Source organism: Pseudomonas sp. TNT2022 ID642, from assembly GCF_028656995.1.
In the GTDB taxonomy this organism is placed as follows: Bacteria; Pseudomonadota; Gammaproteobacteria; order Pseudomonadales; family Pseudomonadaceae; genus Aquipseudomonas.
On the sequence record NZ_JAMDGW010000007.1, the window covers coordinates 683,272 to 699,075 of the forward strand.

The following is a 15,804-nucleotide window of genomic DNA, read 5'->3' on the forward strand; positions in this document are numbered from 1 at the left end:
ACAGATGCGTCAGCGACTATTGGCAAGCGTGCGTTTCTGGCCCGATTCTGCCAGAACTGACCTACAGGCGTCGATCGTTTAATGTCGCTCGCCTCGGACTGAAAAGTAAAAATCGGGACAGATTTATTTTTTGAAGATCAACCCGTTGAGATCTATCTCTTCATATGCCCCTACTTCTATCTTATAGACGGAGATCGAGGACGCACCAAGTTTGGATTGTAAAAAGCATACAAGAACTCTGAGATTGCAGTTTTCATACATAGAGGTCGGACGTACTACCGTTACCTTGCCAGGATCACTATCGTAAATTCTGACGTGAAACTCATCCATTTCATTCCGAATCACGTAGTTGAAACCACGGTACTCATACCCCGCGTCGTGGTCGACATCATCGAAGCGTGTAGTGTTTACAATTCTCAAAATGAATTTCCATGATCCGACTAACGCCAACTAAACGTGTTGCGACGCTCAGGTGGCGTACGAGAACAGCCTCGTGAGGCGCTTCATTCAGGGTGAGGCTGGAGGTCAGAAGCACGCTACTCACCAACTACCATAAGGGATACCGTACTTCTCGATGTACTGCTTTGCCTTTTCACTCACTGGGTATGCATAGCGCCCACCGTGCTTGCCCTGCTCCGGGCCTAGCGGCTCAACTTCACCTTGGGCATGAGCGACTTGGACCGGGCGGTGGCATGAGTCTCTGACCCAAGCTTGTAATACACCGCCCGGGGCTAGCCCCACGTACAGAGAGGCCATATATCGTGCAGCTCTTTCAGGAGTTTCTGGGCAACGTCGGTGCGTTGAGTCCACCATCAATTGCCTGGCTGATTCTGGGATTCCGATGAATCCCTTGTAGGTCTTCTGCTCTGATATGGACTGCCAACGGACGAAGATGAGTTTGGGAAGATCGGCACCGATTACCGGCATACCGGAACCACTGACAGTACCCCAACCTCGGGCAGACTCTGTGCCATCTTCTGGTTCACCTCCGGCAGCGGTTCTCCCGCCCGCCTTGAAAAACGTCATGTTTTTGATGTCCAGAACTGTGCTGTCTTCTACCCAAACCTTCATGTAAGCCGGTTCAGTGAAGGCCAGTCCCCACCAATCGGATCTCGGATCGTTCTCGGCTGAAAATGGGTCGGTAGCCTGGCATCCAGCTACCAGTAAAACACTCAACATTAATATGATTTGCTTCATCGGCGGACGGTTACCAACTCCCGTAAGGGATGCCAAATTTCTCGATATACCGCTTGGACTTTTCGCTGACGGGATACGCGTAGCGTCCTTGGTTTTTGCCTTGACTAGGCCCTAGCGGTTCGATCTCCGCCTGTGCTCTGGCGACATTGACAGGATGGTGGCATGAGTCTCTGACCCAGACTTGCACGACACCACCGGGCGCCAGGCCCAAGTGGATAGACGCGTTATAACGCCCCTTTTGTTCAGGTGTTTTTGCACAGCGCTGGTTGACGGACTCAAGCATGAGTTGTCTGGCTTCCTCTGGAATTTCGACCCAGACCTTATACGTTTGCGGTTCAGTAATGGATTGCCAACGGACATAGATCCGTTTGGGAAGATCAGCACCAACAACAGCTTTTCCTGTGCTTCCCACGCCATGCCAACCACGGGCAGAGTCTGTGCCGTCTTCCGGTTGGCCACCTGAGGCGGATCCTCCACCAGTGCGCAAGAACGTCTCGCCCTTGATGTCTTGCACTGCAGTGTCCTCTACCCAAACCTTCATGTAATTAGGCTCGGTGAACGCGAGCTCCCACCATGGAGACCTAGGATCATTTTTTGTGGAAAGCGGATCAGTTGACTGGCAACCGATAATTAACAAAGCAACAAGCATCGTTATCAGTTGTTTCATCGGGCGACGATTACCAACTCCCATAGGGAATGCCGTACTTGTCGATATACCGCTTGGCCTTTTCACTGATGGGATAAGCATACTGACCACCATTTTTACCCAACTCGGGCCCCAGCGGCTCCAACTCAGCCTGGGCACGAGCGACTTTGACTGGGCGACGGCATAAATCTCTTACCCACACTTGCACCACACCACCCGGGGCGAGTCCCAAATAGACGGAGGCCATGAAGCGTGCTGTTTTCTCGGGAGTTTCCGGGCAGCGCTGATGGGTAGACGTCACCATCACTTGCCTGGCTTCTTCAGGGATATCTACCCACGCCCGGTAAGTTTTTTGCTCTGGAATCGATTGCCAGCGGACAAAGATCCGCTTAGGTAGCCCTGCCCCAATAACCGGTTTGCCTGTACCACCAACACCTATCCAACCGCGCGCCGATTCTTTGTCGTCATTCGGCTCTGCACCGCTGGCGTTCCCTCCCCCTGCTCGCAGAAAGGTCTTACCGTCAATGTCTTCCACAGAGCTGTCTTCAACCCACACGTTCATGAAATTGGGTTTGATGAACGCCAGCTCCCACCACGGGTATTTGGGATCATTTTCACCTGAGTTGGAGCTTGTTGCGTGACAGCCTGTGAAGGCCAAAACGCTCAATAGAGCTACGAGTATTCTCATTACCAAAGCTTCCAATCAGCTACGTGAGGATGCTGCACGCGAATGCCATCGTCCGTGGGTGCATTGATGTAAACGGCTCTCAAACCGCTGCCGTCACGTCTCCCTTGCGGGTGATTCCAGTTGGCAGAGGTGTGGATGTATTTCAGTTTCAGCAATTGCTCTTCTTCTGCGGTGGTGCTGTAGTCGCCGGCGATGAACCTGTCACAGAGCGATTGCAGTTCCTGGGGAACGGCATACTCGGTTCGTCCAGGAATGTCGGTGAACGGGACACCTTTTTCTTTGGCCAACTGATACATCACTCTCAAGTAAACCGTTGAGAGTTTGCCACTAACCGGGCGTTTGAGTTGTAGCCCAGCGTATACGCGTTTTTGCTTAGGCCCGAAACGATCTTGCGGATCGGCCGGCAAAGCAAGCGCAGTGGGCGTTACGATTTCCAAAAGATGAGCAGGCCAGCCTTTGGCTACCCACTGACTTTTTACCCGAGCGGCATCCTGATAGATCGAGGTTGTTTTCACGTCAGTGTTGCTCCAAACATCAAGCGTTTGCATGGGACTGACCAAAACACACTCTTCGACTTCATCGAGGTAGCTGCCCCCGATATCCGAGTGGACACCTGGAAATGCGTATTCTGGATAGTCGGGTTTAACTTTACTGAGGGCGAAGTTGGCCCGACATTCGTCGCGAGCAACCAAGTGGACGACGTCCTTGAAAAAGCGCGGATCAAGGTACAGTTTTATGCCCGGTGCTATGGGGCTTTTCACCCTGCCAAAATTTGTGAAGCCAGCAATTGACGGCACTGTATCGAACAGCCCAATGAAGCCCATTCGGATGCTGCCACCGTACTGGTCGACAAAGGTCCGGGAGAAATTATTGGCGTAAGTGGCCAATAGATCCCTAAGCGGCCCCTGCTTGCCTCTTACGATTTCATTTGAGAAATGGCGAGCTGCCGCTGCGCCTCGACTGAATCCGAAAGTATCAAAGGTGATCGATGTAATTTCGCTGTCCGGATTCTCTTGAAGGGCATCCTCAAGGACTTGTTTGATGAAGGTAAACGAAGTCTGAACACGCCCTGCGACTCCTGTCTCTCCACGCCCCATGCCTTGACCGACCAAACTGTCTTCTTCATTGGATTGAGTACCAATGCCTTCAATGTACAAAGGGCGGGATACCTGCTTTATCGGTCCCTCTCCTTCAGCAATCGGAGCTTCGTAATACAGGTCGGCAAGCTTCTTTACATTGGTCGCGCCAGCGCCATAACTGCTGTCTGGATCCCCCATATAGGGCTGACAACTAGCCGGAATATCTTCCGGCGCAATCGGATGCTGAGCCCCACACAGCAATCCAGCCGCCGTGTTGTTCGCATTATTCCCAGTGCCATCAAAGAAAACCCCAATCCTCAACGCGATCCCGATTTTCTCAGGTTCGCGCGCAGGTTCTTTCCCGTGTTTCTCATATTCCGCCCAACGCTGGGCGTGAATATCGACGGGTTTGGCTTCTTCGTAACGAAAATTTTTCGGGGGGTTGGGTACGTAGCCACTCATCCGTGATTCCTGGTTCTGATCCTTGAGAACGGCCCGAAGGGTGACAGCCGGGGCTGGGGGGCGCAAGCCGTGGCCGTGTGCCAGCCAGGGTGTGACCGCGGGGTGCGACGAGGGTTTCCCCTCGTCGGGGTGGGGGTTAGCTGGCGATTTCGACGTTATCCAGCGCTTGGTTGACGGCGATTTCGCCGAGCATCACGACTTGGGCGATGCCCAGTGCGGTTTTGCGGTGGGGGGTGTCGAGCATGGCGGCGAAGTTGAGGAGCATTTCGCTGGCGGAGCCGAGGGTTTCGCTGGCGTTGGCGAGCAGGGATTCGCTGTTGTACTTCGGGTTGGCGAGGTACATGCGTTCGGGTTGTTGGGTGCTGGCCATGATTTGGCTGGCGGGTTTGAGGTAGTGGTCGAGGGCGCGTTCGGCGGCTTCGTGGAATCGCTTGGAATCGGGGGATTCGTAGGGGGATGTGGGGTCGGTTTCTGGTGGGTTGGGTGTTGGTTTGAACATAGATGAAGCTCCTAACACATTTAGAGGAGGCTTCACCCTTTCGCTACCAAACGAAGGGTGGCGGCCATGCGCAGGTTGGTAGACCGGGTGTTAGGATCCGGCGCGCCCTAGGACGCCCTGCACATGACCACCATAAATTCGAAACGAAAAAGTTTCGGCGATGGTGGAGCTGTACATCTAACACCGGGCTACCAAACCCGATCGCTGTTTTCAGCGACCGACAGACGATAGAACCCGCGAGCTAGACGCACAAGCCGGCGGATTCTGGCTTAGTCGTAGGTAACGGCGCAAGGCGTTGTAGGGTTTCGGTGGTTACTTGAGGCTTCGTTTAAACAGTGGTGGTTTTTACTGTTTATTTCGGTCAGTGGTTGATGGGGTGACTGGGTGGGCGACTTCGCGAGCAGGCTCGCTCCCACAAGTTTTGTGTTGGGCTTGAGGTTCGCGGCGGCCGGGCTGGCGTCATCGCGGGCAAGCCCGGCTCCCACAGGGATTGGGGATGACTATGGTCGGCGGCGCGTCATGTTGATCAGCGCTGAACGTTTGCCACCCGGCGCCGGGCGTTCTTCGATGGAGAACGGCACGAAGCCGAGTTTTGGGTAAAGCAGCAGGCCTGCGGTGTTTTCGTTGAAGCAGGACAGTTGCACTTCCTTGGCCTGGTACTTTTCGAAGCCCACTGCGGTCATGGTTTCGACGATGTATCGCGCAACACCTTGGCCTCGGGCGTAGGGCGCGACGATGACGTTGCCGATGCAGCAGATGCCGTCGTGCTCAGCGCGGTAGAAATTGGCGAAGCCGACGAACTCGCCGTTGGCCAGAAAAGCCGTGGAGTCGAAGCGCTGGCTGATTGCGCTGTGCATCTGTTCTTCCGTCAGCGGGAAGTTGGCTTTCGGGAACATGAAGAACAGCTCTTGTTCGCCTTGGGGAAAGCCGCAGAGGGTGTTGACGTCGTCGGCCGTCACTGGTCGGTGGGAGAAATTCATCGCTGCCCTGCCCTCACTTTTTACCCGCCAGATGATGCGCGACCAGGGCGTTGGCATGACCGTGGCCCATGCCGTGTTCTTCCTTGAGCCATGCCACCAGTTCCATGTGCTTCTTGTCGCTGATGCCGGCGAGCAGGTTTAGCCAGTGATCGATGGGCTGGCCGTATTTTTTCTCGATGGAGGGGAAGTACGACGCCGGGCCTTTTACCTTGTTGTCTTCGCTCATGCTGCAAGCTCCCTGTGGTCACGACGGAGGGTCGGCGGACGCTCCTTGTCGGCAGGTCATAGAGTGGACGCGAAGTGCGATTCCGGCAACTGCCCCGCTCTGCCAGACACCACAAAAAACTGTGGGAGCGAGCCGGCTCGCGAAGAGGCCGTGTCAGCCAACATCATCAGAGGCTGACACACCGCTTTCGCGAGCAGGCTCGCTCCCACAGGGGTTGTAGTGGATCAGGGTTATTCGGTGCGGCCCGGCAGCATCCGCACGAGGGTGTTATCCCGCACCCAATAATGGTGGAACAACCCCGCCAGCGCGTGCAGCCCGATCAGCCAGTACCCGGTGCTGCCAATCAGTTCATGCCAGTACTTCAGTTGTTTGGCGAAGTCCGGGTCGATGGCCACGGGTGCCGGGACGTGGAAGCCGAAGTACGGGAACGGTTTGTCGGCGGCGGCGAGCATCAGCCAGGCGAGGATTGGTGTGGCGATCATCAGGCCGTACAGCGCCAGGTGTGTCAGGTGCGCGATGCCGGTCTGCCACGCTGGGGGTTTGGGCGTGATCGGTGGGCGTGGCGTGAGGCGGCCGAGCAGGCGGATCCACACCAGGGCGAAGATGCTCGCGCCGAACAGGCCGTGGAAGCCCATCAGCAAGCCGCGCGCTTCGCTGCCCTTGGGCAGGTAGCCCTTGATTTCGACGCAGGCGTAGACGCCGATAAACAGCGCCAGCATCAGCCAGTGCAGGGTGATTGAGAGTTTTCCGTAACGGGTTACGGCGGTGTCGCGGGTCATAAGCTGCGCCTCGTGATTGTCGTGAGTGACGGTCGATTCGTTCGACCGCCTCGCTCCGGTTGTTGGGCGAACCGACGGCGTTACCCTGCCCGCCCAGTCTTAAGAGAGTCTGAAGACAGACCCTCACGTTAACCTTTTTTCACCTTCAGACTTCGTTAAGAAATGCCTCCGATACTCGCCTCAAACCTATTGAGGGAGGCGTTCTGCCCATGCCCGATTTTGACTGGAACATCGCCCTGCCCCTGCGCTTCGGTCAAGCCGAAACACCGCAGATGACACTGACCGGCGCGCTGCCCGACGACACTCTGCGAGCGACGTTTGAAAGCTTTATCCAGCAACGCTTTCGCAAGGCCCACGGCGCCGACATTCGCCATTTCATGCCCGAGCTGTTCGGCATGCACAACGGCGACGGCGAATTGTGCGCCGTGGCCGGGGTGCGTCGCGCGCATCTGGAATCACTGTTCCTTGAGCGCTATCTGGATGAGCCGATCGAGCCGTTGATCAGCGCGGCGGCAGATCGTCCGGTCGAGCGCAGCGCCATCGTCGAAGTCGGCAACCTCGCCGCCAGCGACACCGGCAGCGCGCGCCTGAGCATCATCGCCATCACCTACCTGCTGGCCATGGGTGGACTGGAATGGGTGACGTTCACCGGCAACATCGGGCTGGTCAACAGCTTCCATCGCCTGGGTTTGAAGCCAGTGACATTGTGCGCCGCTGATCCGGATCGATTGGGTGACGAGCGTCAACACTGGGGCAGTTATTACGAAAGTAAACCTTGGGTACACGTCGGCAACATCCGTGCGGGGTTCGTCCATTTGCGCGATATCGGCCTGTTTACCCGCTTGGGTTTGCCGGGCTCGATTGAAGGAGCCTGTCATGTCGCTTGAACTGCAACGCTTCCAGGAAACCCTGCGCGACCATGCCCGGCGCAATGACAACGCGACGGCCCTGTGGGGCGACACGCTGAAACTCGATTACGCCACGCTGTACGCCGAAGTGTTGTATCGCCAGGAGCGTTTGCGCGATGAGCAAGCGCAGGTGATTGCGCTGGCGTTGGACAACGGCGTCGACGCGATGCTCTGGGATCTGGCCGTGCTGTTTGAAGGCCTGACCTGCGTGACGCTGCCGCCGTTTTTCAGTGCGGCGCAACGTGCTCATTGTCTGGAACAGAGCCAGGCCGAACGGGTAATCGCCGAGCCGGAGCTGGTCGCCGAACTGCTCGCGGCCGGCTATGAACAACGTGGCGAGTTCTGGTGCCGTTCGTTCAGTGGCCCGAATCGTATGCCGGTCGGCACCGCGAAACTCACCTTCACTTCCGGCACCACCGGCACGCCGAAAGGTGTGTGCCTGAGCGCCGAGAGCCTGCTGCGGGTGGCACGGGAGCTGCATCAGGCCAGCGAAGTGACCGGTCCGCAGCATCATCTGGCGCTGTTGCCGTTGGCGATTCTGCTGGAGAACCTCGGCTGTTACGCCGCGCTGTATGCCGGCGCCATGTTGAGTTTGCCGAGCCAGAAAACCCTCGGCATTCAGGGCGCTAGCGGCGTCGAGATTCCGCGTCTGCTCGGTTATCTGGCCAGCCGTGCACCGGAGAGTCTGATCCTGGTGCCGCAGTTGCTGCTGTTACTGGTCAGCGCCGCCGAGCAGAAAGCCTTCGACCCGCAAACCCTACGCTTTGCCGCTGTCGGTGGTGCGCGGGTCTCGGAGGATCTGCTGCACCGTGCACAACGGGTCGGGCTGCCGGTTTATGAAGGTTACGGCTTGTCCGAATGCGCCTCGGTGGTGTGCCTCAATCGCCCCGGTGCGCGCCGCCCCGGCAGCGTCGGCCGACCGCTGCCGCATGTTGAAGTGCGGCTGGCCGAGGACGGCGAAGTGCTGATCAAGGGCTCGACGCTGCTCGGTTATCTGGGCGACGCGCCGTACGCCGAGGAATGGTGGCCGAGCGGCGATCTGGGCGAGTTCGACCCGGAAGGTTTTCTCTATCTCAAGGGCCGCAAAAAGCACCAGTTCGTCACCAGTTTCGGGCGCAACGTCAACCCGGAATGGGTTGAGTCCGAGCTGACCCAGCGCCGTCACATCGCTCAGGCGTTCGTTTACGGCGAAGCCTTGCCGCGCAATCACGCCCTGCTCTGGCCGCATCGCCCGGACTGCACCGACGCCGAACTGGCCGCTGCCGTCGCCGAAGCCAACGAGACTTTGCCCGATTACGCCCAGGTGCATCAGTGGACGCGCCTGCCGCACCCCTTCACCGCCGCCAATGGCTTGCTCACCGCCAACGGCCGCCCGCGCCGCGACGCCATCGTCGCGCAGTACCACAACCAATTGACCGAATCCGCTGTTTCCGAGGAGTCCGCATCATGAGTTTTTTTGACACCCTGCAAGAAGCCACGCAACAGGAACGCCACGAACTGTTCAACCTGCCGATCATTCTGGATGCCCTGCAAGGCAAGGTCAGTCTCGACAGCTATCGGGCGTTTCTCGCGCAAGCGTATTACCACGTGCGCCACACCGTGCCGCTGATGATGGCTTGCGGTGCACGCCTGCCGTCGCGTCTGGAATGGCTGCGCAAAGCGGTGGCCGAGTACATCGAGGACGAATACGGCCACGAGCACTGGGTGCTCAACGACATCGCCGCGTGTGGCGGTGATCGTGATGCGGTGCGCGACGGGCAGCCGTCGTTGTCGATCGAGTTGATGGTCAGCTTCCTTTACGACCTGATCGCCCGGGGCAATCCGGTCGGTCTGTTCGGCATGGTCAACGTGCTTGAAGGCACCAGCATCGCCCTGGCCACCCACGCGGCGGGCAGCATTCGCGAGCGTCTGGCGTTGCCGGAAACGGCGTTCAGTTACCTGAGCTCCCACGGTTCGCTCGATATCGAGCACATGCAGACCTATCGGCGGCTGATGAATCAGCTGGAAGATCCTGCCGATCAAGCCGCCGTGATCCATGCCTCGAAAGTCGTCTATCGCCTGTACACCGACATGTTCCGTGGCTTGCCGCGTGACGCGGAGGCTCAACATGCAGCTGCGTGATGCGCGAGTGGTGTTGACCGGTGCCAGTGGCGGCATCGGCCTGGCCATCGCCGAAACCTTGTGCGCCGCCGGTGCCCATGTGCTCGCGGTGGCGCGGCATCAGGAAGCACTGCTGCCGTTGCTCAAGCGCTACCCCGAGTCGTTGTGCTGGGTCGGCGCCGACCTGACCTTCCTCAGCGACCGACGCAAAGTGCTGGTCGCCGCCGAAGCCATCGGTGGTATCAACCTGCTGATCAACGCCGCTGGGGTCAATCACTTCGCCATGCTCGAACAGCTCGATGACAGCGACATCAACGCGATGCTGGCGGTGAATATCAGTGCGCCGATGTGCCTGACCAAACTGCTGTTGCCGCTGCTCAAGCAGGCCGACAGCGCGATGGTGGTCAACGTCGGCTCGACCTACGGCTCGATCGGCTATCCGGGTTACGCCAGTTATTGTGCGACCAAGTTTGCTTTGCGCGGATTTTCCGAGGCACTGCGCCGGGAGCTCGCCGACACTCGCGTCAGCGTGCTGTACGTCGCGCCGCGCGCCACGCGCACCTCGATGAACAGCGCCGCCGCACAAGCGTTGAACGACGCACTCAAGGCGAACGTCGACGATCCGCAAACCGTGGCTTCGGCGGTGATCCATGCGATTGCCGGTGATCGTCGCGACCTCTACCTGGGCTGGCCGGAACGCTTCTTCGTCCGCCTGAACAATCTGCTCCCGCATCTGGTCGATCGAGGCCTGCGCAAGCAGTTGCCGCTGATCCGCCGCCTCAGTGAAAAACCTGACCACGAGTCGCCAAAGCCATGAAAAAACTATCCGCATGCCTGTTGCTCGCCGCCCTGAGTCAAAGCGTCTGGGCGCTGGAACCGGCCGACCAGCAACGTCTCGAGGGCATCCAGCAGAGCTGGGCGCACATCCAATATGAAGTGGCGGAAAAACAGCGCGCCGCCGCGTTCGAACAATTGGCCAACGAGGCCAACACGTTCACCACCAAGCGCCCGGCGGTGGCCGAAGCGTGGATCTGGAAAGGCATCGTCACCAGCAGTTGGGCCGGTGCCGAGGGCGGTCTCGGTGCCTTGGGCAAAGCCAAGGACGCCAAGGCCGATCTGGAAAAATCCCTGACCCTCGACCCCAAAGCCCTGCAAGGCTCGGCCTACACCAGCCTCGCCGCATTGTATGACCGGGTGCCTGGCTGGCCCATCGGCTTCGGCGACAGCGACAAAGCCGAGCAACTGCTCAAGCAAGCCTTGCAACTCAACCCCAACGGCATCGACAGCCTGTACTTCTGGGGCGATCACCTCTACCGTCAGAAGCGCTACGCTGAAGCCAAAGCTGCGCTGCTCAAAGCCCAGCAAGCCGCGCCGCGCCCGGGCCGGGAAAGTGCCGATGCCGGTCGCCGCAAAGAGATCGCCGCCCTGCTGGTGGACGTGAACAAGAAACTCGACTGACAGGAGTCCGCGTGCGTTTATTACTGGTTGAGGATGACGTCGCGCTGGGTGAAGGCATTCATCAGGCGCTGGGCCGCGAGGGTTACACCGTCGACTGGCTCAAGGACGGCAGCAGTGCGTTGCATGCGCTGCTCAGTGAAACCTTCGATGTCGCCGTGCTCGATCTCGGTCTGCCGCGCATGGACGGCCTGCAGGTGCTGCGCCGCCTGCGCGACAGCGGTTCGAATCTGCCGGTGCTGATTCTGACCGCCCGCGACGCCACCGAAGATCGCATCGCCGGGCTCGACGCCGGGGCCGACGACTACCTGATCAAACCGTTCGATCTGGACGAACTCAAGGCACGCTTGCGCGCCTTGTTGCGGCGCAGTGCAGGGCGCGCCCAGGCGTTGATTGAGCATGCCGGCATCAGCCTCAACCCCGGCACCCAGCAAGTCAGCTATCAGGGCCAGCCTGTGGCCCTGACGCCGAAGGAATATCAGTTGCTGCACGAACTGCTATCGCCGCCGGGCCGGGTGATGACCCGCGATCAACTGATGCAGCTGCTTTACGGCTGGAACGAAGAAGCCGAAAGCAACACCCTCGAAGTGCACATTCATCACTTGCGCAAGAAGTTTTCCACCGACCTGATCCGCACCATTCGCGGTGTCGGTTATCTGGTGGAGGAGCGTCGATGACCTCGATCCGCCGCCGCACGCTGACCTTGATCATCGGCCTGTTGCTGGCCGGCCTCGCGGTGCTCAGCACCTTCAACCTGCACGACAGCAACCACGAAATCGCCGAAGTCTACGACGCGCAATTGGCGCAGAACGCGCGCCTGCTGCAAGGCGTGATGCGTATGCCACTGGCCAGCAAACAGCACGCCGAACTGTACCAGGCGTTCAACTCGGCGCTGGGCGAAGCGGTGCCGCGCGGCGAGGGTCATCCGTACGAACGCAAAATCGCTTTTCAGGTGTGGAATCCTGCCGGTGATGTGTTGGTGCACACCGCCAGCGCACCGTCCTTCAGGGCGCCGCCGACTCAGCCCGGCTTCAGCGATGTGGTGGATCTGAACAATCGGCACTGGCGCGCCTTTCTCCTTGAAGACAAACAGAACGGTCTGCGCATCTGGGTCGGTGAGCGCGACGATGTGCGCGCCGATCTGGTCGACCGCATCGTCCGCCACACCCTTTGGCCGAATGTGGTCGGCAGCTTACTGCTCGCGGCGATGGTCTGGCTGGCCATCGGCTGGGGCCTCAAGCCCTTGGCGAACATGGCCGAAACTCTGCGCGCCCGTCACAGTGGTTCGCTGGAACCGTTGCAACTGGCGCCGCTGCCCAGTGAGCTGGAACCGATGCAGGCAGCGCTGAACCGCATGCTTGCGCAGATTCAGGAAGTGCTCGGCCGTGAACGGCGCTTTATCGCCGATGCCGCCCACGAAATGCGCACGCCGCTGGCGGTGCTGCGGGTGCATGCGCAAAACCTGCAGGAGGCCGGCACCGAACAGGAACGGCGCGAATCGCTGGCGTTTCTGATCGCTGGGGTCGACCGCACCAGTCGCCTGGTCAACCAGTTGCTGACCATGGCGCGCCTGGAGCCGAAACCCAATCCGCCGCCGCTGCAACCCATCGACCTCAGCGAAACCGTGCGCAACAGCCTGGTGCAACTGACGCCATGGTTGCTGAGCAAGCACCTGGAATTGGCCTTCGAAGACAGCGCCCAGCCGTTCAACATCATGGCCAGCCCCGGCACGATCGACATTGCCCTGAACAATCTGATCACCAATGCTGCGAACTTCTCCCCCGAACACGGCGTGATCACCGTACTGCTCAGTCAGGCCGAGGGTTTCTATCACTTGAGCGTTGAAGATCAGGGGCCGGGCATTGATGAAACGGACCGGGCACGCTTGTTCGAACGCTTCTACAGCCGCGGCAATGCCCACGGTGCGGGGCTGGGACTGACCATCGTCAACACCATCGCCACGCAGTTGGGCGGACGGATCACTTTGGTCAACCGCGCTGAGGGCGGTCTGCGTGCGACTTTGTCGATTCCCGACGGGCAACCGCGCCCCGCATCGCAACGCAGCACCCGCGAACCGCCGCAGAGTTGAGCCTGTTGCGGAAACAGAAGCATCATCGCCCGCTGAAAAACAGTGGCCGCGCGTCGGAATCTGATCCAGATCAGCTTCCGGGGCTGACATCGGTGTAGAACAGACTCAGCGCACTCTCCTGCGCGTTGCTCGTTCAGCCCCGATGGAGGCTCATCTCATGCTCACTGTCAAAGACCACAATGACCGCGCGGCGCCGGCCTATGCCGCGCACCTAGGTGAATACTGGATCGAGTCGCTCAGGGATGGCCGCCACGTTTTGATCCGTGCCCTGGCCGCCGAGGATCGCCAACGCGAATACGCGTTTATCAAGCGCTTGTCGCCCGAGTCCCGACACCTGCGTTTTCTCGCGCAGATCAGTGAGCCGGGCACCGCGTTGCTCGATCAGTTGATGGACGTCGATTACAAACAACGCGCGGCCTTCATCGCACTGGTTCACGAAAATGGCGAATTGATCGAGATCGGCATCAGCCGCTACGCCGCCACGGGCGAACAGGACTGTGAATGCGCCGTGACGGTCGCCGATGAGTGGATGCACCTGGGCCTGGCCACGTTGCTGATGGAACATTTGATCAAGGCTGTCCGGCACAACGGTTTCAAGCATCTGTATTCGGTGGATTCGGCCAGCAACACGGCCATGCGCGACCTCGCCCGTTCGCTGGGCTTTGAAACCCACAGCGATCCTGATGATGCCCACCAGGTCATTCATCGCCTGAGTCTGTAGCGACATTCCTGCGCCCCGCACCTTTAAACGTTGCGGGGCGCGTTGCCGATCACGGCGTGATTGCCACCTTCACCACCCCATCGCGCTGATGCGCGAACAGTTCATACGCGGCTTCGATATCGTCGAGTTTGAAGTGGTGGGTCACCAGCGGCGACAGATCGACGCCACCGCTTTGCACCACCGCCATCAACCGGCGCATGCGTTCCTTGCCGCCGGGGCACAGGGTGCTGACGATGCTGTAATCGCCCAGCCCTGCCGCGAAGGCATCGTAGGGAATGCGCAGGTCCGACGCGTAAACCCCCAGACTCGACAAGCGCCCGCCCGGGCGTAACACCCGCAAGGCAGACTCGAACGTGCCTTGGGTGCCCAAGGCTTCGATAGATACATCTACGCCGCGCCCGTCGGTCAACGCCATGATTTGCTCGACCACGTCGCCGTCCTTGAAATTGACCACATGGGTCGCGCCCAACTGCCGCGCGACGCTCATGCGCTCGTCCACCGCGTCGACGCCAATGATCACGCTCGCGCCCTTGAGCCGCGCCCCGGCCACCGCGCACAGGCCGATCGGCCCCAGCGCGAACACCGCAACGCTGTCGCCGATACTGACTTCGCCACGTTCGGCGCCGGAGAACCCGGTGGACATGATGTCCGGGCACATCAGCACTTGTTCGTCGCTGAGCCCGCCGGGGATCGGGCAGAGGTTGGCCAAGGCATCGGGCACCAGGACGTACTCCGCCTGGCAGCCATCGATGATGTTGCCGAATTTCCAGCCGCCGGTGGCGCGAAAACCGTGGCGAGTGTCCGGCCCGTCCTGGGAGCCGCAGCCACACAGGCAGGCGTAGCTTTGGCCGCTGGGGGTAATCGCGCCGGCGATCACCCGCTGGCCTTCGAAAAATCCGCGCACCTGTGAGCCAAGTTTCTCGATCACGCCCACCGGTTCGTGACCGACGGTCAAACCTTTGGCCACCGGATACTCGCCGCGCAGTATATGCACGTCGGTGCCGCAGATCGTCGTGGTGGTGATGCGCACCAGCGCGTCCAGCGGACCAACCTCGGGGATCGGCTTGTCATCCAGCACGATGCGATTCTTTTCGACGAATATCGCCGCTTTCATCATGGCCATGGTCAAGACTCCTGTGCAGGTGTTTGCAGTGAGTTCAGCACCTTTCCAAGGCTGCGCCGAACTGACCGACACAAGGTTGATCACCATCAATCAAAGCTGGATTGCACCCGTCGTTGCCGCACGTGAACGCAGCCGTCCCTCGTCGGGGGACGGCCTCAAATCGAACGCTGGTTGACCCGCGCCATCAGTTGCTCGGCGCTTTCCTTGCGCTCGGAGTAGCGGTCGACCAGATGCGCCTGTTGATCGCGCAGCAGCACGGTGAACTTCACCAGTTCTTCCATCACATCGACCACACGATCGTAGAACGGCGACGGTTTCATCCGTCCGGCGTCGTCGAATTCCATGTAGGCCTTGGGCACCGAGGATTGGTTGGGGATGGTGAACATGCGCATCCAGCGGCCCAACACGCGCAACTGGTTGACCACGTTGAACGACTGCGAACCGCCGCAGACCTGCATCACGGCCAGAGTTTTACCCTGGGTCGGACGCACGGCGCCGAGCTCCAGCGGGATCCAGTCGATCTGCGCCTTGAACACGGCGGACATCGCGCCATGGCGTTCCGGCGAGCACCAGACCTGGCCTTCCGACCACAGCACCAGATCACGCAGGTCCTGCACTTTGGGATGGTCGACCGGAACGTCGTCGGGCAGTGGCAGACCGGACGGGTTGAAGATGCGTGTTTCGGCGCCGAAGTGTTCGAGCAGGCGCGCGGCCTCCTCTACCAGCAAACGGCTGAAGGAGCGTTCGCGGGTCGAGCCGTAGAGCAGCAGGATGCGTGGTTTGTGTTCGCCCAAAGGGGACGCTCCTTCGAACAGCGAATGATCAAGATGGGGCAGTTGTTCTGACATATGT

18 protein-coding genes are annotated in these 15,804 nt (G+C 59.6%); 8 read left to right on the forward strand and 10 right to left on the reverse strand.

Features of this window, described 5'->3' with window-relative positions; genetic code table 11:
• Positions 1-540: 540 nt before the first annotated feature.
• The 8 genes from M5G26_RS08980 to M5G26_RS09015 all read right to left on the reverse strand — a co-directional run bounded on the left by M5G26_RS08980 (position 541) and on the right by M5G26_RS09015 (position 6,556).
• Positions 541-1,197 carry a DUF2931 family protein gene (locus M5G26_RS08980; protein ID WP_273915066.1) on the reverse strand — a complete coding sequence of 219 codons (657 nt, stop codon included), beginning with the start codon at positions 1,195-1,197 and terminating at the stop codon, positions 541-543.
• Between the two features lie 10 nt (positions 1,198-1,207).
• Positions 1,208-1,864, reverse strand: coding sequence for a DUF2931 family protein (locus M5G26_RS08985; protein ID WP_273915067.1), 657 nt, complete (start codon positions 1,862-1,864; stop codon positions 1,208-1,210).
• 10 nt (positions 1,865-1,874) lie between these two features.
• Entirely contained in the window at positions 1,875-2,531 is a 657-nt protein-coding gene (locus M5G26_RS08990; protein WP_123593879.1) for a DUF2931 family protein, read from the reverse strand.
• Entirely contained in the window at positions 2,531-4,072 is a 1,542-nt protein-coding gene (locus M5G26_RS08995) for a phospholipase effector Tle1 domain-containing protein (protein ID WP_273915068.1), read from the reverse strand. The genes M5G26_RS08990 and M5G26_RS08995 overlap by 1 nt, the downstream gene beginning before the upstream one ends.
• Positions 4,073-4,208: 136 nt before the next feature.
• Positions 4,209-4,571 (reverse strand): DUF6124 family protein, encoded by a 363-nt coding sequence (locus M5G26_RS09000; RefSeq protein WP_273915069.1) that lies wholly within the window; start codon positions 4,569-4,571, stop codon positions 4,209-4,211.
• Positions 4,572-5,071: 500 nt separating this feature from the next.
• Positions 5,072-5,551 (reverse strand): GNAT family N-acetyltransferase, encoded by a 480-nt coding sequence (locus tag M5G26_RS09005; protein WP_273915070.1) that lies wholly within the window; start codon positions 5,549-5,551, stop codon positions 5,072-5,074.
• A gap of 13 nt (positions 5,552-5,564) precedes the next feature.
• Entirely contained in the window at positions 5,565-5,777 is a 213-nt protein-coding gene (locus tag M5G26_RS09010; RefSeq protein WP_034152439.1) for a DUF4287 domain-containing protein, read from the reverse strand.
• Between the two features lie 230 nt (positions 5,778-6,007).
• A complete protein-coding gene (locus M5G26_RS09015; RefSeq protein WP_273915071.1) occupies positions 6,008-6,556 on the reverse strand; it encodes a cytochrome b in 549 nt (182 codons plus the stop codon).
• A gap of 209 nt (positions 6,557-6,765) precedes the next feature.
• Here M5G26_RS09015 and M5G26_RS09020 point away from each other — a divergent pair, with 209 nt between their 5' ends.
• From M5G26_RS09020 to M5G26_RS09055, 8 genes are all read left to right on the forward strand, one after another.
• Positions 6,766-7,443, forward strand: a complete 678-nt coding sequence (locus tag M5G26_RS09020; RefSeq protein WP_273915072.1) for a thermostable hemolysin — start codon at positions 6,766-6,768, stop codon at positions 7,441-7,443.
• Entirely contained in the window at positions 7,433-8,914 is a 1,482-nt protein-coding gene (locus M5G26_RS09025) for an AMP-binding protein (RefSeq protein WP_273915073.1), read from the forward strand. The genes M5G26_RS09020 and M5G26_RS09025 overlap by 11 nt, the downstream gene beginning before the upstream one ends.
• A complete protein-coding gene (locus tag M5G26_RS09030) occupies positions 8,911-9,585 on the forward strand; it encodes a TenA family transcriptional regulator (RefSeq protein ID WP_273915074.1) in 675 nt (224 codons plus the stop codon). Before M5G26_RS09025 ends, M5G26_RS09030 begins: the two co-directional genes overlap by 4 nt.
• Entirely contained in the window at positions 9,572-10,381 is an 810-nt protein-coding gene (locus tag M5G26_RS09035; RefSeq protein ID WP_007910689.1) for an SDR family oxidoreductase, read from the forward strand. The genes M5G26_RS09030 and M5G26_RS09035 overlap by 14 nt, the downstream gene beginning before the upstream one ends.
• Positions 10,378-11,022, forward strand: a complete 645-nt coding sequence (locus M5G26_RS09040; RefSeq protein ID WP_273915075.1) for a tetratricopeptide repeat protein — start codon at positions 10,378-10,380, stop codon at positions 11,020-11,022. The genes M5G26_RS09035 and M5G26_RS09040 overlap by 4 nt, the downstream gene beginning before the upstream one ends.
• A gap of 11 nt (positions 11,023-11,033) precedes the next feature.
• Positions 11,034-11,696: a response regulator gene (locus tag M5G26_RS09045; RefSeq protein ID WP_007910671.1), complete on the forward strand. Its 663-nt coding sequence runs from the start codon at positions 11,034-11,036 to the stop codon at positions 11,694-11,696.
• The gene (locus M5G26_RS09050) at positions 11,693-13,108 is read left to right on the forward strand and encodes an ATP-binding protein (protein ID WP_150693519.1); all 1,416 of its coding nucleotides are present in this window, start codon (positions 11,693-11,695) and stop codon (positions 13,106-13,108) included. Before M5G26_RS09045 ends, M5G26_RS09050 begins: the two co-directional genes overlap by 4 nt.
• A 157-nt stretch (positions 13,109-13,265) precedes the next feature.
• Positions 13,266-13,829 carry a GNAT family N-acetyltransferase gene (locus M5G26_RS09055; protein WP_273915076.1) on the forward strand — a complete coding sequence of 188 codons (564 nt, stop codon included), beginning with the start codon at positions 13,266-13,268 and terminating at the stop codon, positions 13,827-13,829.
• A 49-nt stretch (positions 13,830-13,878) separates the two neighbouring features.
• Here the strand turns inward: M5G26_RS09055 and M5G26_RS09060 are convergent, their stop codons facing one another.
• The gene (locus M5G26_RS09060) at positions 13,879-14,952 is read right to left on the reverse strand and encodes an NAD(P)-dependent alcohol dehydrogenase (protein ID WP_273915077.1); all 1,074 of its coding nucleotides are present in this window, start codon (positions 14,950-14,952) and stop codon (positions 13,879-13,881) included.
• Between the two features lie 155 nt (positions 14,953-15,107).
• On the reverse strand, positions 15,108-15,800 hold the full coding sequence (arsH, locus tag M5G26_RS09065) for an arsenical resistance protein ArsH (RefSeq protein WP_273915078.1): 693 nt from the start codon (positions 15,798-15,800) through the stop codon (positions 15,108-15,110).
• Positions 15,801-15,804 lie beyond the last annotated feature (4 nt).